At 59.8% G+C, this 16,968-nt stretch carries 16 protein-coding genes; 14 read left to right on the top strand and 2 right to left on the bottom strand.

Going from position 1 to position 16,968, the window contains the following annotated elements; all coding sequences use genetic code 11:
- Positions 1 to 222 precede the first annotated feature (222 nt).
- From NW822_RS00850 to bchM, 14 genes are all read left to right on the top strand, one after another.
- Entirely contained in the window at positions 223 to 1,341 is a 1,119-nt protein-coding gene (locus tag NW822_RS00850; protein ID WP_414403206.1) for a class I SAM-dependent methyltransferase, read from the top strand.
- 311 nt (positions 1,342 to 1,652) lie between these two features.
- On the top strand, positions 1,653 to 1,928 hold the full coding sequence (locus tag NW822_RS00845) for a hypothetical protein (protein WP_414359405.1): 276 nt from the start codon (positions 1,653 to 1,655) through the stop codon (positions 1,926 to 1,928).
- A gap of 6 nt (positions 1,929 to 1,934) precedes the next feature.
- Positions 1,935 to 2,279: an MgPME-cyclase complex family protein gene (locus tag NW822_RS00840; protein WP_414359407.1), complete on the top strand. Its 345-nt coding sequence runs from the start codon at positions 1,935 to 1,937 to the stop codon at positions 2,277 to 2,279.
- Positions 2,280 to 2,675: 396 nt separating this feature from the next.
- Positions 2,676 to 4,031, top strand: a complete 1,356-nt coding sequence (locus tag NW822_RS00835) for an MFS transporter (RefSeq protein ID WP_414403205.1) — start codon at positions 2,676 to 2,678, stop codon at positions 4,029 to 4,031.
- A 181-nt stretch (positions 4,032 to 4,212) separates the two neighbouring features.
- Positions 4,213 to 5,403 carry a glycosyltransferase family 4 protein gene (locus NW822_RS00830; protein ID WP_414403204.1) on the top strand — a complete coding sequence of 397 codons (1,191 nt, stop codon included), beginning with the start codon at positions 4,213 to 4,215 and terminating at the stop codon, positions 5,401 to 5,403.
- Between the two features lie 101 nt (positions 5,404 to 5,504).
- Positions 5,505 to 7,157, top strand: coding sequence for a PP2C family protein-serine/threonine phosphatase (locus NW822_RS00825; RefSeq protein WP_414403203.1), 1,653 nt, complete (start codon positions 5,505 to 5,507; stop codon positions 7,155 to 7,157).
- Between the two features lie 92 nt (positions 7,158 to 7,249).
- Entirely contained in the window at positions 7,250 to 7,468 is a 219-nt protein-coding gene (locus NW822_RS00820; RefSeq protein WP_414403202.1) for a hypothetical protein, read from the top strand.
- 117 nt (positions 7,469 to 7,585) lie between these two features.
- Positions 7,586 to 9,001: an argininosuccinate lyase gene (gene argH / locus NW822_RS00815; protein ID WP_414403201.1), complete on the top strand. Its 1,416-nt coding sequence runs from the start codon at positions 7,586 to 7,588 to the stop codon at positions 8,999 to 9,001.
- A 42-nt stretch (positions 9,002 to 9,043) separates the two neighbouring features.
- On the top strand, positions 9,044 to 9,664 hold the full coding sequence (locus tag NW822_RS00810; protein ID WP_414359418.1) for a hypothetical protein: 621 nt from the start codon (positions 9,044 to 9,046) through the stop codon (positions 9,662 to 9,664).
- 107 nt (positions 9,665 to 9,771) lie between these two features.
- Entirely contained in the window at positions 9,772 to 9,966 is a 195-nt protein-coding gene (locus tag NW822_RS00805; protein ID WP_414359420.1) for a hypothetical protein, read from the top strand.
- A gap of 475 nt (positions 9,967 to 10,441) precedes the next feature.
- Positions 10,442 to 11,569, top strand: coding sequence for a non-hydrolyzing UDP-N-acetylglucosamine 2-epimerase (gene wecB / locus NW822_RS00800; protein ID WP_414403200.1), 1,128 nt, complete (start codon positions 10,442 to 10,444; stop codon positions 11,567 to 11,569).
- Between the two features lie 407 nt (positions 11,570 to 11,976).
- Entirely contained in the window at positions 11,977 to 13,086 is a 1,110-nt protein-coding gene (gene ftsZ, locus NW822_RS00795; RefSeq protein ID WP_414360033.1) for a cell division protein FtsZ, read from the top strand.
- Positions 13,087 to 13,142: 56 nt separating this feature from the next.
- Entirely contained in the window at positions 13,143 to 14,090 is a 948-nt protein-coding gene (locus NW822_RS00790) for a D-alanine--D-alanine ligase (protein ID WP_414403199.1), read from the top strand.
- Positions 14,091 to 14,498: 408 nt separating this feature from the next.
- Positions 14,499 to 15,215, top strand: coding sequence for a magnesium protoporphyrin IX methyltransferase (gene bchM, locus NW822_RS00785; RefSeq protein ID WP_414403198.1), 717 nt, complete (start codon positions 14,499 to 14,501; stop codon positions 15,213 to 15,215).
- 118 nt (positions 15,216 to 15,333) lie between these two features.
- Here the strand turns inward: bchM and NW822_RS00780 are convergent, their stop codons facing one another.
- Together NW822_RS00780 and NW822_RS00775 are read right to left on the bottom strand one after the other, a co-directional pair.
- Positions 15,334 to 16,053 carry a peptidylprolyl isomerase gene (locus NW822_RS00780; RefSeq protein WP_414403197.1) on the bottom strand — a complete coding sequence of 240 codons (720 nt, stop codon included), beginning with the start codon at positions 16,051 to 16,053 and terminating at the stop codon, positions 15,334 to 15,336.
- A 143-nt stretch (positions 16,054 to 16,196) separates the two neighbouring features.
- Positions 16,197 to 16,865 (bottom strand): hypothetical protein, encoded by a 669-nt coding sequence (locus NW822_RS00775; RefSeq protein WP_414403196.1) that lies wholly within the window; start codon positions 16,863 to 16,865, stop codon positions 16,197 to 16,199.
- Positions 16,866 to 16,968 lie beyond the last annotated feature (103 nt).

Genomic DNA, 16,968 nt, shown 5'->3' with positions numbered 1-16,968 from the left:
CCTTTTCCCAATCTGCTCGACTTGCTCAGCCTCTTCCCCCAGGGCATTAGGCAGTGGAGACGTCTTTCCTGGGACACCAATAGAGTACTCTCCCTGCTAAAGAAGTGGGGTGGGACTAGCAATTCGCCGGCTCTCCCAAGGCCCAGAACTTGCCGGTTTCGCACCGCTGCCTTGCTATAATCTAACGTAAACAAACATTAAGCATTCGCACCTTGCAGGGTTATGAGCCTACAGTTAAGCTCCGAGCTGTCGCTGCCAATCCCATCGCCAGTTGGAGAGGCAGCCTACCGTGCCTTTCAGTGGAGCAAAAACCTCTTCGGCTTTGTCCACAAGGCTCTCTCCACGCAGGCTTCCGAGCTGATGCTCTCTGCCCTTAGGGAGTTGCAGAGCTTTGTCTCCGGCAAGCCCCTGCCGCCGCGGGAGCGGGTAAAGGTCAGCGCAGCTACTTTGCAGGAGTTGCGGGCTCGTTACGAACGGCTGCTCCAGGTCGATTGGCAAGATGCCGAGGCAGGTTACTACCCTCACGCGCTTCTCTTTGACAACCCCTGGCTGGACTTTGCTCGCTATTACCCAGCCGTGTGGTTGGAACTGCCCCAGATTACCCGACGGGTCCACAGTCGGCGCTACCAGGAGTTTTCTCCAGACATCTCCACAGAGGGCTACCCGAAATACTACCTGCAGAATTTCCACTACCAAACCAACGGCTACCTGAGCGATCGCTCGGCTGAGCTCTACGACCTCCAGGTGGAGCTGCTGTTTGGGGGCACGGCGGATGCCATGCGGCGACGGGTAATCCGGCTGCTCAAGGATGCCCTCGATCCTGCTCTATCTGCTCCCCACATTCTCGATGTGGCTTGTGGTACGGGGCGCACGCTGCGCCTTTTGCGGGGAGCTCTGCCCAAAGCGGCGCTGTACGGTCTGGATCTTTCCCCTGCCTATCTGCGCAAGGCCAACCGCCTGTTGCAGGAGTTGCCTGGGGAGCTGCCCCAGCTCATCCGCGCCAACGCTGAGGCTATGCCCTATGCCGACGCCACCTTTGATGCGGTTGTCAGTGTGTTTCTCTTCCACGAGCTGCCCGGCCCGGCCCGGCAAAATGTCATCAACGAGATGAGCCGCGTGGTGAAGCCGGGGAGCGTCATTGTCATCTGCGACTCGGTGCAACTCTTGGATTCGCCGGAGCTGGAGGAGACGATGGAAGCTTTTGCGCAAACCTTCCACGAACCCTACTACCGAGACTACATCCGCGACGACCTGGGGGCGCGTCTGCAGCAGGCAGGCTGTGAGGTGCTGCGCCGGGAAACCCACTACGTCAGCACTTATATCCTAGCCCGTAAGAGTTGAGCGCCCTTGCCAAAAGCGAGGAAGAGGGGAGTCGCAGTTGTCTGTCTGAAGTATAGTAGTAGCAGACACGAAACCTGGGATAAAAAGCTAGGCCACTGGCTGCAAGGCGGTTAAAATCCCCTTTTAGGCTCATGTCTCCTCCGTATGGCTCCCTCCGTGCTGGCATCACTGCGCTGAAGCAGGAGCGCTACCTAGAAGCGATCAACCTTCTTGAGTCTTTTTGCTACTGCTGTTCGATTCAAGGGAGCTCACCCCGCCGGAAGGAGCGTAGAGACTCCAGGCTAAACTCCGAGGAATGTGCTCTGGCGCGAGTGGCTCTGATTATGGCCTATCAGGGCAGTGGCGACCTGGAGCGCTCGACTGCCCTCTGCCAGGAACTGTTGGAGCAGGGGGAAACCCCTTCAACTCCCCTCTGGGCACGGGAGTGGGCAGCCCAAGCTCTAGCTACCCTCAAGCAGGCGGCAGAACATCCTATGCCCCCTGAGGAGGTAATGGCGCGGCTGCCTGCCCTCCAGCAGTTGGAAGCCTGCCAGCCCTGCTGGAGCTCTCGCGACCCGGCCCCCCATTTGCTTAAGTCCGCCACCTGATTGCGCATGTCTGCCACTGAGCCCACTACCTACCACTTCATTGTTGCCAGTTTGGATTTTTTGCGGTCTGAACCTCTAGAGGAGGTGCTGGAAGAGCGTCGCCGACACTACGAGGAGCACCATCGCCCCATCGATTTCTTTTGGGTGCCCCAGCCGGCTTTCATGGAAGCTCCTGAGTTCAAGCCGCTGCGCCACAAGTTGAAGGAGCCGCTGGGAGCAGTGGTCTCGACCAATGAGGATTTCATCCGTTGGCTGGCGCTGCGCCTCACTTTTGTGGAAAAGGGCAGCTTTGTAGCCCCCAGCGAGTCGATTCCAGATCCCTTGCGCTCCCTATCGTTTTCAGAAAGCTGATAGCCTTTCCCTACCCTCGCCTTAGCGGCTTGCTCAGAGGGAAGACGCAACCTGGGCGGCCAGGGGTAAGCTCCCCTGGAGGGGAAGCCAGTTTGATTGCAGGCTAGGTCAAGATTTAAGATTAGGGCACCTCTCCCAATCCAGTAGCGGTAATGCTGGGGCGCGGCAGGGAAAACCAAGGCGGGGGAGAGGGATATGCTGAACGGGGGCACCATGACTTTGGAGCAACGATGGGACTGGCCACCAGAGGAGGTAGAGGTCTGCCACCGGACTTCTCATCTTCGGGATCTTCCTTCCCCATTTCCTTCAACTGAGGTGCTGAAGTCAGAGGCCCCCCCACTTGAGCCGCCGGCAAGTCCCCCCTCTGGCTCGCTGAAGTGTTCGTCGGGGGATCCCTTGCCAGAGCCCCCTCCCCAGGATCCCAAAGAGGACAGCCAAGCGGATTCCCCTTTCTCAGGGACAGGCCTGGGAAACTTTGCTGCCGTCCTGCGTCGACCCAATTTCCTGCTGCTGTGGATGGGGCAGGTGTTTTCCCAGTTGGCCGACAAGGTGTTGTTGGTGCTGCTGATTGGGGTGATCTCGAAGCAGTTTCAGCCAGAGGGGGCTTCCATCAGCGGCTGGGTGGCGGCGGTTATGCTGGCTTTTACGCTGCCGGCGGTGCTGTTGGGCAGTCTGGCAGGGGTGTTTGTGGATCGCTGGCCCAAAAAAGCGGTCTTGGTGCTCTCCAACGTACTGCGCGGCCTCCTGGTGTTGCTGTTGCCGCCGCTGCTCTGGCTCACCGCCGGGCGCGACCTTTGGCCAGGGATCCCTTTGGGCTTTGGCAGCCTGTTGCTGGTGAGCTTTGCCGTCTCTGTCTTGACCCAGTTTTTTGCTCCTGCCGAACAGGCCACTCTGCCGCTGATCCTGCCTAGGCGGGAGTTGCTGGCGGCCAACTCCCTCTACACCACGACGATGATGGCTTCGCTGATCGTCGGCTTTGCCATTGGCGAACCCCTATTAACGCTGGCGGATCGCTGGGTGCACACTTGGCTGCCTGGCTGGGACGTGGGACCGGAGCTGGTGGTGGGGGGAGCCTACCTGTTGGCGGGATCCCTGCTCCTGCTGCTGCAACCCCACGAGAGGCTAGAGCCCCGGCCTTGGCAGGCTCCCCATCTCTGGGAAGATCTCAAGCTGGGCCTGCAATATATCGGGCAAATGCCCTTGATCCGCGCGGCCCTGCTGCAAATGGTGGTGCTCTACTCGCTGTTTGCGGCGCTGGCAGTCTTGGCGGTGCGCATGGCCGAGGTGACGGCGGAGCTGGAGGCAGATCAGTTTGGGGTGTTGCTGGCGGCTGCCGGCCTGGGCATGGCCATTGGCGCCTTTTGGGTGGGGCATACGGGCCGGCAGGTGAGCCGTCGCGCCTGGAGTGGGCTGGGATCCCTGTTGCTGTGTCTGTCCTTGGCGGCTTTGTCCTGGACGGAGGGGAAGCTGTTTCCCAGCTTGGCTTGGATTGTCCTGCTGGGCTGTGGAGGGGCGTTGGTGGCGGTGCCCATGCAAACCTTGCTCCAGGAGGAGACCCCCGAACATCTGCGCGGCAAGGTTTTTGGACTGCAGAACAATGCGGTCAACATTGCTCTCAGTTTGCCGCTGGTTTTGGCGGGGGTGGCAGAAACGTATTTCGGCCTTGCCTGGACGTTTCTCGGCCTGGCAGCCCTGACCGGGTCGGCGGGGCTGTACCTCTGGGGTCTGCTGGGCAGAGAGGGGCACAGATAAGTTTTTCTGCTGGATAGCTGCGGCGTAGGGCTGGGTATCTGTCAATGCCTTGTCGGTCTAGGTTTCTCCCCTGAGAGGGGAGCAGCGGGCCGACGTGGGAGGTGAGTCTGCTACCCTTATAGAGGCTTTGAATCGCACATCCTGTTGCAGATCAGCGTTCTGGCGCCGTAGGGATCCGCCCATGCACATCGCCTGGATAGGCAAGAAGGCACCTTTCTGTGGCAACGTCACCTATAGCCGTGAGGTGACCAACGGCCTTTTGGAGCGGGGACATCAGGTGAGCTTTTTCCATTTCACCAACGAAAGCCCCTCCCCCAGCCTGGAGGCCCCTGCTGTAGAGGGATCCCGTCGGGGGAACCGTTGCCGTGCTGAGCTGGCGGGGCGGGATGTTTCCCTGCCCTGTCTGTACAAGTCGCAGATCTACACAATCCCGGCTCCCAACGCCCGGCGGTTGCTGACCCAAGCCCTACGGGAATTGCAGCCGGATTTGGTGCATGCTTCTTTAACAATTTCGCCCATTGATTTTGTGTTGCCGGAGATCTGCGCTGAGCTCAACCAGCCCCTGGTGGCTACTTTCCACCCGGCTTTTGACCGACGGCGGCGCAACATCGCCTCCCGCACCCAACACCTGGCCTATCAGCTCTATGCCCCCTGTTTGGCCCACTACGACCGCACCATTGTCTTCTCGGAAACGCAGCGCCAGATCCTAAGCAAACTGGGGGTGAGCCGCGAGCAGGTGGTGGTCATCCCCAACGGCGTCGACGTGGATAAGTATTCGCCGGGGCCCTCCACCCTGAAGCAACGGTTGGGGCTGGAGCGGGTCTTTGTCTACCAAGGACGGATCTCGCCGGAAAAAAATGTCGAGGCCCTGCTCAAAGCCTGGAAGCAGGCTCAAATGGGTGAGAAGTGTGGCCTCCTGATTGTGGGGGATGGACCCCTGCTCAATACTCTCAAGCCTTTTTACACCCGCCAGCACGGGATCTACTGGCTGGGCTATGTGGCGGACGAGCAGGAGCGTATCGAGATCCTGCGGGGATCCGACGTGTTCATTCTGCCTTCCTTGATTGAGGGGCTGTCCTTGTCGCTGCTGGAGGCGATGGCCTGTGGGGTGGCAGCGGTGGCCACTGATGTCGGTGCCGATGGCGAGGTTCTAGCGGATGGAGCCGGGATCTTGTTGGACCCCGCTCGGGTGACAGTGGAGCTGCAAACGCTGCTTCCGCTATTGCGGGATCAGCGGGAGTTTACCCAACTGCTGGGGATGAAAGCCCGCCAGCGCGTTCTAGAGCGCTACACCCTCAGCCACAACCTCAGTCGCCTAGAGCAGCTCTACCAAGAACTGTGCCAGGGATCCCGTCAGCGCCGCCGGGCCTGAGGAAGACTGTTGGGATTGGGCTAAAACTTTTGTGATGGAGCTTCTGACATTTTTGCTAAACTGCATCGTTATGTTTCCAGGGGATCTCCTCTAGCTTCCCGATGGATGAGCACAACCCGCAAAAAGCCTTTCCGGCCCAGCCCCCTGCCGGGCTATCGGGTTTGTCCTGGCCGGAGTCTTTTCCTGCCAAGGTTCTGCCTGCCTCGCTGCCGCCCACAACCGACCAGGACACGCTCAGCTCAGTTCAGGAGGATCCCACCCCTAGGCTGGGCACTGCCAAGGAGAAGGAGTCGCCAGCCCTCTTGCCCGCCCCGGCCAAAGCTGAAGCCGGTGCAGACCAGCAGTCGATGCTGTACCTGCTGGGAGGATTGGCCTTTGCCCTACGCTCCTTCAACAACCTCAACCAGATCCTGGAGCTTACCGCTTTTGTGGCCAGCCAGCTCACCGAAGCTGATGGGGGAGCCCTAGTGCTGTTTAGCCCCAACGGCACCATTCAGTTAGATCAGCTGCATTGTTCAGATCTTGAGCGCCGCGAGCAGATTCGCGCGGAAATGGAGCAGATTGCCCAGAGCCTATCTGCTCAAGAGCCCCTCCTCAAAGCAGAAGGATCCCTGGCGGTGAAGATCCCAGCTCTCGAACATCTTCTAGACGAGCGCCTGCGTCAGAGCCTGGGGCCAGATGTGCGCCTGTTTGGCACGCCCCTGTTGATTCGTAACTCTGTCCAGGGTCGCCTATACGTTTTCAGTCGCCAGCCCACCTACCACTGGACTGAGCGCCGCCAGCAACTGCTGCGCCTCGTGGCCGACCAAGCGGGTGTGGCCATTGAGAATGAGCGCTTGACGGCGGCCTTGCGCCGCAAAATGGCCTTGGAAAAAGAAATGGAGATTGGCTCCTACATCCAGACCCAACTGTTGCCCCGCCACTACCCCCAAGTCAAGGGCATTCGGCTGGCGGCCCGCTGCCGCGTAGCCAGCAAAGTGGGGGGCGACTACTACGATTTCATCAAGATCCCGAAGGCACCTGCCTCTGGGGAGCCAGGTAGCAACCTGGAGGAATCGTCTGAGCCGTCGGCAGACTCTCGCCTGGCGATCGTGATTGGGGATGTTATGGGCAAAGGCGTGCCTGCCGGCCTGCTAATGAGCATGACCCGCGCCATGGTGCGGGCAGAAGCCCTTAACGGCCACTCGCCGGCCCGTGTTCTCCAACATCTCAATCGGGCTATGTACAGTGATCTGGAAAACTCCAGTCGCTTTATTAGCTTGTTTTACTCGGAGTACGATCCCCGCTCCCGCCGCTTGTGCTTTAGCAACGCCGCCCACAACCCCCCCCTCTGGTGGCGGGCCCGCAGCCGCGACATCCAGCCCCTAGACACGGAAGGAGCGCTGATTGGCTTGGAAAAACACAGCCAATACACGGAAAGCTGCGTGCAACTGCAACCAGGGGATGTGGTAGTCTACTACACTGATGGCTATATTGAGGTTGCAAATACCCGCGGGGAGCGGCTAGAGACCTCAGGTCTAGTGGAGGCCATCCAGCGGGCTGCTAGTTGCTACGAGTCGCCCGAGGAGATCCTAGAAAGCCTCTTTGCCCAGATGGAGGCTTTCCGAGGCCCTAGGAGATCCCGCCCTGTTGTCCCCGAGCCAGCGGCGGAGGTGGAGCTTCTGTTCCAGGACGAGATTTCTTTGCGGCCTGAGCTGGTGGACGATACGACGCTGGTGGTGTTGAAAGTATTGCCCGATTCTGAGCCAAGCTAGGTAGGAAGGTTCAAACTGAGGGTACCCTCTAGTAGGGAAGCCTCCTAGGGGGCGGCTCACTTTCCCAGTCAACCTTCACCTGAGGTACAAGCATGCACTTCACTGCTTCTGGCTTCGAGCTTTCCTCGGTTTATTTGCCGGCCTCGCCGGCCTTGCAGACGGAGGCGATGGTTGCCCAAGTGTTCCGGCAGGACGTGCTGGCCGATATCCGCAGGGGTTGGAACAACTTTGTGGAATCGGGCCAAATTTGGGCGCTTTTGATAGGAATCGTGGCGGGCTACATGCTCAAGAGCATCACTAGCTCCCACTAGAGGCAGTAGCCCTTGGACCTCCTGGCGCTGAGGTGGTGGCGCCTTGGCCGTTGCTGCTTGGCTTGCTTTTTTTCCAGTCTTCCTGTGGTAGTCGATCCCTATCCTCCTTCCGCGTCCATGTCCCAGCCGACAGCCCCTTCCACCCCGCGCCCCTGGAGCGGACGCTTTGCGGGATCCCTGCACCCTCAGATTGCCCGCTTCAATGCCAGCATTGGCTTTGACCTTCGCCTTTTGCCCTACGATGTGGCCGGATCCCTGGCCCACGTGCAGATGCTGGGGGCCTGCGGCATCTTGAGCCGCGAAGAGACAGAGCAGATTCGGCAGGGGCTGGAGCAAATCCAGAAGGAGGTTGCCGAGGGCATCTTCCAGCCCGACCCAGAGGCGGAAGATGTCCACTACGCCGTCGAGCGCCGGCTGGTAGCGTTGGTAGGGGAGGTGGGGAAGAAGCTGCACACCGGCCGCTCCCGCAACGACCAAGTGGCCACCGACCTACGCCTTTACCTGCGGGATCAAATCGACGCTATCCGCCACTCCCTCTGGGAGCTGCGAGGGGTCTTGCTGGAGTTGGCTAGCCAGCACGTGGAGACAATCCTGCCCGGCTACACTCACCTGCAGCGAGCCCAGCCCGTGAGCCTAGCCCATCACCTTTTGGCCTACGAAGAGATGTTCTGGCGGGATTGGCAAAGGCTGGGACGGGTGCGAGAAGAAGTGAATGTCTGTCCCCTGGGATCTGGGGCGCTAGCTGGCACTTCCCTACCCATTGACCGGCACCTTGCCGCTCATTTGCTGGGGTTTGAGCGCATCAGTGCCAACAGCTTGGATGCAGTGAGCGACCGCGACTTCCTCGTGGAGTTCCACGCTGCCGCCAGCTTGATTATGGTTCACCTCAGCCGCCTCTCGGAAGAGATTATCCTCTGGGCATCGCAGGAGTTTGGCTTTGTCGCCCTCACCGATACTTGTGCTACCGGCTCTAGCCTTATGCCCCAGAAAAAAAACCCCGATGTGGCAGAACTGGTGCGGGGCAAAGCCGGGCGGGTATTCGGTCATCTGCAAGCTCTGTTGGTTACCCTCAAAGGGCTGCCCCTGGCCTACAACAAAGACTTGCAGGAGGACAAGGAGGGGCTTTTTGATGCTGTCGATACTGTAAAAGCCTGCCTGGAGGCGATGCGGATCCTCCTGCGGGAAGGCATCCAATTCCAAACCCAGCGCCTAGAGGCCGCGGTGCAGACAGACTTCTCCAATGCCACCGATGTAGCCGACTACCTAGTGCGCAAAGGGATCCCTTTTCGCACTGCCCATGATCTGGTGGGCCGGATTGTGCGCACCTGTCTTGCGGAAGGTATCTTATTAAAGGATTTGCCCCTGGAGCGCTGGAAAAGCTTTCACCCCGTCTTCGAGGAGGATATCTTTGCGGCCATCGATCCCCGGCAGGTAGTGGCTGCGCGGCTTAGCCCTGGAGGCACTGGCTTTGCCGCAGTACGGCAGGCCCTGCAACGGGCCCAGGCCCGCCACCAGCAGCTAGAGCTAGGGTAGCACCGCCCTCCTAGAAGCAGCCTTGACAGAATTGGAGGCAGGATGGGATCCCAAGCCACCTCCCCACCCCCCTTTGCTTTGGGAGAAGTGGTGGAAGCCAACACCACCACCTTCGTGGCCCAGTGCTTTGAGCCGGAACGGCTGGCTTTCCCAACCCTGCCTGCTCTTGGTAGCTGGATCTGCTCTCAGGATGAAGAGAGCGGCAACTGGATCTATGGAGTGGTTTGCTACGCGGCCATCACGCCTGTTGACCCAATTCACCGACCTAGAGCTTTAGGCTTGTCCCTCCAACAGCTGCGGGAGCAGCAGCCCCAAATTTTCGCCATGTTGCGCAGCGACTTCCGTGCTGCCATTGTTGGCTTTGTCAGCGGGGAGCGAGTTTACCAGTACCTGCCGCCGCGCCCGCCCCAGATTCACCAGCCAGTTTATCCCTGCTCGGAGGGACAGGTGCGGGAGTTTTGTCGCTCGTTTGAGTTTCTGCACACCCTGCTGCGCATCAACAGCATTCCCAGCGACGAGTTGGTAGCTGCTGCCATCCGCCAGACCTATCGCCTCTTGAACCGGGACCGCCACTGGTTGGTGCAGGTAGGGCGGCAGTTGAGCTTGCTGTTGCGGGAGGATTACGAACGCCTGAGGGCAATTTTGCGAAAGATTGAAGCCTAGGCGAAGAAATATTGAGAACGGTGCTGAATCCCGCTGAAATGGTCCCTGAGGGTGATAGTCTGGGACAAACTCAATGACCTGCTCTTTTGTGCACCTCTTGGATTGAAATGTTTGACAAATTTAATCCCTTTGACAAGCCCTCCAAAGGTAATTGGGCAGGCCGCACTTTTTCTGCCGCTGTTGGTGCCTCCTTGGCCGCTGCAGTTTGCATAGCCCACGGCCAGTCACTTCTCCTCTCGCTGCTGGTGGTTAGCTGCGCGACGGTGTTTACTCTTATCTGCGACGAAATGGGGTGGATGTAGACAGCCCTGGACAAAAGGGATCCTCCGTCTGCATTGCAGCTTTCTTCTTGCTTGCACGAGAAAGCTATCTAGAAACGTCCTGTGCCGCTATGCCCGCGTATAGTTGATGGTTAGCGTCAATGCATGCTAATGCAAACAGAAAGCAGGGGTAAAGCCATTAGGAGAAACTGACAAGGGTGGCGTGTCCCTGTATCCGGAGGCTGAGCTTTTAGGTACAGCCCAGTAGCGCCCGTTAGTTAATCCCCCTCCCTCGGCTTCGGCGGTGGGGGGAATTTATTGCTGTGCGGGCAGAGGTGGAGCTGCTCCCAAGGTGTCCTTGGTAAAGCTAAGGTGAGGCAGGTCTTGACGATACAGGTATAGTCTCTGTTGAGAACCTTGCAGACTGGCGAGGCGGGGCCTAGGCCTTGCCCAGGCCCAAGGGAGGGAGGCCTGGAGAAGATTTGGGTCCTGCCTAGAGTCCATTGCCCTTGAGCCCATGACTTTCCTTCCTCTGGTTTCCGTGATCTTAGGCACGCGGCCCGAGGCCATTAAGCTGGCCCCAGTTATCCAGGCTCTGCGGGCCAGTCCCCACCTGCGCACTGAAGTAGTCCTGACGGGGCAACACCGGGAGATGGTGGATCAGGTGATGCGGCTTTTTGGCCTGCAGGCGGACTGCGACTTGGGGATCATGCGTCCTCGCCAAAGCCTAACTGATATTACCGAAGCCACCCTGCGCGGCCTGGAGCCCTACCTGCAGGCGCAGCAACCCCAACTGGTCTTGGTCCAGGGTGACACCACCACCGCCTTTGCTGCTGCCCTAGCTGCTTTTTACCAACGCATTCCCGTGGGGCACGTGGAAGCTGGCCTCCGCACCGACGATCTTTACCATCCTTTTCCTGAGGAGGCCAACCGCCGCCTCATCTCCCAGTTGGCTACCCTTCACTTTGCCCCCACGCCGCAGGCGGTGGAAAACCTAAAGCGCAGCCACGTGGTTGGCTCTATCTACTGCACCGGCAACCCCGTTATCGATGCTCTGCAGCAAGTGGCCTCCCTTGGGATCCCCTGTCCCATTCCCGGTCTGGACTGGGAGCGCTATCGCGTTTTGTTGGTTACCGTACACCGGCGGGAAAATTGGGGGGATCCCCTCCATGCCATTGCTAAGGCTCTCCTACAACTTTTGGCTGAGTTCCCTGACACCGCGATTCTTTTACCTCTCCACCCCAACCCGGTGGTGCGGGAGCCCCTGCAAGCTCTCTTGGGATCCCAGGAGCGAGTCTTTCTCACTGATCCCTTGGACTATCCCTGCTGGGTGAGTGCCATGCAGCGCTGCACTCTCATTCTCACAGATTCGGGCGGCATCCAAGAAGAGGCTCCTGCTCTGGGCAAACCGGTGCTGGTGCTACGGCAGACCACCGAGCGCCCAGAGGCAATTGCTGCTGGCACCGCCCGCCTAGTCGGCACCCACCCCGAAAAGATCCTGGAGGCGGCTCGGGAACTGCTCAGCGATCCCCAAGCCTACGCCCGCATGGCCCAAGCCAAAAACCCCTTCGGCGACGGCACAGCTGCCCAACAAATTTGCCACCTCATTGAGGATCAGTTGCACCTAAAGAGCTGCCGGGGATAAAAGCTTACAGGAAAACACAAGTCCGGCCTTGTTTTGAAGGCAACAGCAGAGCTCCCTTGAGGTATTGTAGGGCACACGAGTTTGTAGGCAAGTTGGCATTCCTAAAAAGCTCAACTGTAAGGAGGAGGCGTAAGCAAAGTAGCAAACCTCAAAGAGCCTAGAGTATCCTGGTGAGGCCTTGTATTGGCAGGGGAGGAGAGTTGCCTCAGGGTCAGCTAGGATGCTTAGTATTGGATAGAGTCTTAAGGGCTGACATGCCATCCAGCTGGTTCTATACCTCCTTCCCTACCCCTGAGCAGGAACTAGAGCAATCTCGCTGCAGCAAGCCCTCCTCAGGCGAAGGGCTGGGGGCCAGCTTCGAAGGAAACGGCGCCCAGAGTAAGGCGGCAGGTTATCCAGAGGAGAACATGGTGAGCAATGCCGCAAAAATTAAGGTGGTAGGGGTAGGGGGGGGAGGTGGCAACGCCGTCAATCGGATGGCAGCTAGTAACCTCAAGGGCGTTGAGTTTTGGAGCATCAACACCGACGCCCAAGCTCTTGCTCAATCCTCAACGCCAACAGTGAAATGCCTGCAAATTGGGCAAAAGCTAACCCGTGGGCTAGGGGCAGGTGGCAACCCAGCCATTGGTCAGAAGGCGGCCGAGGAGTCGAGCGAAGAAATTGCTGCCATTCTGAAGGGGGCAGATCTGGTCTTCATTGCTGCTGGCATGGGAGGGGGTACAGGGACAGGGGGAGCGCCTGTGGTTGCCCAGATTGCCAAGGCCAGTGGCGCCCTAACCGTAGGAGTGGTGACGCGGCCTTTTTCTTTTGAGGGCAAGCGGCGCGCCAAGCAAGCTGAAGAAGGGATCCAAGCGCTGCAGGAGGCAGTGGATACCCTGATTGTGATCCCCAACGACAAATTGCTCTCGGTAATCTCTGAGCAAACCCCTGTGCACGAAGCCTTTCGCGTTGCCGATGATGTCTTGCGCCAGGGGGTGCAGGGCATCTCCGATATCATTCTCATCCCGGGCATGATCAACGTGGATTTTGCCGATGTGCGCAGTGTCATGGCTGATGCCGGCACTGCCCTGATGGGCATTGGCATGGGCTCCGGCAAGTCCCGCGCCCGCGAAGCTGCCATTACTGCCGTGTCCTCTCCCCTTTTGGAAACCTCCATTGAGGGGGCTAAGGGCGTCCTCTTCAATATCACTGGCGGACTGGATCTGTCGTTGCACGAGGTAACAGTTGCAGCTGAGATTATTGCCGAGGCCGTGGATCCGGAGGCCAACATCATCTTCGGCACCGTGCAAGACGAGCGCATGCAGGGCGAGGTGCGCATCACCGTTATTGCCACCGGTTTTGACCGACCGCGGTCGGCTGCTAGCACTCCTGCAGCTAAGGCCTCCGCAGGCAACTCAGGGGGGACGCGCAAGACCCTCTCTGAACCACCCCCTCGGCAGCCCCCTGAGCCTGAGCCCCCTCCTTCCGGCGGCTTGGACATTCCCGAGTTTTTACGTCGTCGCCGTCCGCCTCTCTAGGTAGGATTGAGAAATGGCCAGTTAAGAGCAGCAAGTCTTGGGGTGGTGGAGGAGTCATGAACATTGTCGTCCTGGCGGGAGGCCGTTCGGCAGAACGGCAGGTCTCCTTGGTGACGGGTAGGGCCTGCAAGCAAGCTCTGGAGGATTTGGGGCATCGCGTAAAGCTCATCGATCCGGAGGAGGACCTGCCCCTGCGCCTTTGGCAGGAACGACAGGCTGGCTGCGACTTTGTTTGGATTGCCTTGCATGGCCCAGGCGGCGAGGATGGGGTGGTGCAGGGGATGCTGGAGTGGCTGGGCCTGCCCTACCAGGGATCTGGGCCCCTGGCCAGCGCTCTAGCCATGGACAAGCTGGTCTCTAAGCAGATCTTTCGGGCTGCAGGGATCCCCACCCCTGACTGGCTGGTCTGGGATAAAGCGCAGCCGCTCTCTTGGGTTGAGTGCGTGGCGCGCTTAGGATCGCCGCTGGTGGTCAAGCCCAGCAACAGCGGCTCAACGGTGGGGATCAGCATTGCCCGGGATGAGGAGTCATTTGCCCAGGGGCTGGAGTTGGCCTGCTCGGTCTCATCGCGGGTTTTCCTAGAGCGCTACATTCCCGGTAAGGAGATTACCCTTGCCATTCTCTCCGGCCAGGTTCTCCCAGCCATTGAGATTATCCCGGCACGGGGAGACTTTTACGACTACGCCGCCAAGTATACCCCCGGCGGCTCGCGGCATTTGATCCCTTGTTCCCTCAGCGCGGCAGGGTTGGCCCGCTGCGAGGCGGCAGGGCTAAAGGCCTATCAGGTGTTGGGATGTGAGGGCCTAGCGCGGGTGGATCTGCGGGTGGATGCTGACGAGAACCCCTGGGTGCTGGAGGTGAACACCCTGCCTGGCATGACCCCTACTTCGCTTTGCCCAGATGCGGCAGCGGCGCTGGGGTGGACGTTTACAGAACTGGTGGAGCGGATACTGCAGGATGCCCTACGGAGGGCAGCTTTGACCCGCTCGCCCCTCCCGGTTTAGCCCCACCCCTGCTGGCCACAACTTCTCCGGGCTTAGGGGGCGGGTGGAACTGATGGCCTTGCTTTTCCAGCACGAGCGCGGTCTCCTCAGCGCCCCTAGACTGTCACCTCTTCCCAGGACCTCCAGCGCGGCTTGCCCTCTTGGCCTAGATGCAGGGAGTCAAGTTGGGTTTGGAGTAGGTGCAGGTGAGCTTGGCAACGCTTGACAGCAACCCTGACAGGGACGGCCAAGCGAGCCTGCAACGCCTGGGCAATCTCAGCTTCTGTCTTCAAGATCCCAGGGCGGGCAAGCCAATTCCAATACGGCCGTTATGGCCGGGGGGCGGGCGCGGCTTCGGGGTAAAATGTATCCGCATCTCCGGGGAGACAGGGATTCCCCAGCGGATCCCGGCATACAACTAGCAGTCTTATGCAGGAAAAAACCATCGTCCGCAACTACTTCAACACGGTCGGCTTTGAGCGCTGGCGCCGCATCTACGGCAACGAGGAAGTCAATTTTGTCCAAAGAGATATCCGACTGGGCCATGCCCGCACTGTTGAAACGGTGTTGCAGTGGCTGGGGGATCCTTCAGGTTTGCGCATTTGCGATGCCGGCTGTGGGGTGGGCAGCCTCAGCCTGCCTTTGGCTGCCCGTGGGGCGCAGGTATTTGCCAGCGACATTTCCGAACAAATGATTAACGAAGCGCGTCGCCGGCAGCAGCTCGAGCTGGGATCGCCAGGCAATCCCCAGTTTCAGGTTCTGGATCTGGAGGAGCTGACAGGGGAGTACGATGTCGTCGTCTGCCTGGATGTAATGATCCACTACCCCGAAGCCGACGCCCTGCGTATGCTTAGGCACTTGACCGGCTTAGCCAAGTCCCGCCTAATCTTCAGCTTTGCTCCCAAAACCCCCTGGCTGACGCTGCTCAAGAAAGTGGGAGAGTTCTTCCCTGGCTCCACCAAAACCACCCGTGCCTACCAACACCGCGAGGCAACGTTGGTCAGCCACCTTGCCGAGTGGGGCTGGAAAGTCCAGCAGCGACAAACCATTCGAAGCCGCTTCTACTTTGCTTGTCTGCTCGACCTGGTGCGCTACAACTTTGTTCCCAATTGCACGGGTAACAACACCTTCAGCAACACCGGCTAGGCCCGGGGGATCTTGAGCACTGCCCAGGGCCCACCCCAGGTCTTTGTGAAGTAGCCGTTCCCATCCTGCTAAAAACTCGCGCTGCCCAGCTAGGGAGTAGCCTCAATGGCCAGGATCCCTAGTTTGCAACCGGCTTTGGACTTGGCACCCGCAGCAGCTCTGCTCCCTCTAGCACCCGGGCCGAGCGGATGACATCTCCCACTTGGATACGCTCCACCCACTCCATGCCACTGGTGACATAGCCAAACACTGCATAGCGCCCATCCAAAATTGGCAGATCCGAGAGGGCGATATAAAACTGGGATGAGGCTGAATCCAGAGGACTGGAACGGACCATGGCCACCGCGCCTAGGCGATGGGGCAGGGCCAACTTACTCAGGGCCAGGGGATCCTCAATCAAGGTGTTGTAGCGGGGGTAGGGTTCTCCCCGCACCTGGATTTCTAGGGGGAGGGTCCGTAGGCGGCTGCTGCCCGGCTCGGTGGCGCCACCGCTGCCATCTCCGCGGGGATCTCCTCCCTGCACCACAAAAGGTTGGGGATCTTTCTCCACGCGATGGAAAGTAAGGCCGTTGTAGAAGCCCCGCTGCACCAGATCGACAAAATGGCCAGCCGTAAGGGGCGCTGCATCGCCGCGGATCTCCAGGAGCACCCGCCCTCGCCCTTCAGCAGTCTGGATTTCCAGTTCCACCACCGCTCTGCCTTGCAATTGCGGGCGATCGGCATAGGCTGCCGGGATCCCCTTCAAGGCTTCTGCTGAAGGAGGCCTGCCGTGGCAGGCCAGGAGACTGAGACACCCATATCCCAACACCAAGCCGATCCCCAGCTTGCCCCCTGCCATCTGTGCAAGCCTCGCGTAACCATGCGTAGCGTGCTTCTCGTATTCCCTCCCCGAACGGACACGGGATGCCCCAGCGCCTGGTTGTACCCAATTTCAACCCGGGGGTGTCCAAGTCCAGGGCGGGGCTTATCCACCCCCAGCAACTAATGAGACAACCCCAACTGCAAGGTAAGGCTGCGAACACCGTTGCTCACAGCCACGCCGTAGCGGGTAATGGAGGTGACCCGCCACTCGCCTTTCACCCTCTGGCCCGCCTGCACCTGCCGCACCACCTTGTCCACCAAGATCAAGGCCTTAGGAGCGCCTGGATCGTGGATCAGCCCCACCAATTTCATCGGCGGCGGTGCTTCTTGGGAGGGGAGCGGCGCCGGCGGAGTCAACCTTCGAGAAGGAGGGGGAGCGGCGGCTACTGGTCTTCCCGCTTCCGGCTTGGCCGCGACCTCTCCCCTTGGCTCCTGAGAGGCACCCTGCTTAGGCAGATCCACACAGTTGGAGGACGGCTCCTGAGCTGGCGGGGGAGCAGAAGGGACAGGCTTAGGCGTCTCGAGGCGGGGATCCCTTGCGGGAGCGGGATCGGCCAGCGAGAAAACCCCCACCCGCGGACGCAGAGTTAGCCAAAAAGCTAGCCCCACCACTAGCGTGGCCAGCAAACCCAGCAGCAGCCCGCCACTAGCCGAAGAACGGTGGGAAAGCAACGGGGGGCGTGTAGCCAAATAGGGATACTCCTCTGCCCCCCCTTCCTCAAGGCTGTGCTCCAACTCCTCCAACAGCTCATCCAGGAGAGAGTCGGCTTGATTTGTATAACCGGCCAAGGCCCACGGAGAACACCGGCTCCTGGCTGCTGAAGCACCCAACCCAGACACGGAAACGGAACCTCCCTAGCCTGACGGCAAGGCGCCCGCGGCGGTGAAACAC

Origin of the sequence: Synechococcus sp. H70.2, assembly GCF_047462275.1 — a bacterium.
GTDB lineage: Bacteria > Cyanobacteriota > Cyanobacteriia > Thermostichales > Thermostichaceae > Thermostichus.
Note: the sequence above shows the minus strand (reverse complement) of the source record. Positions and strands in the feature narration are given on the sequence as shown.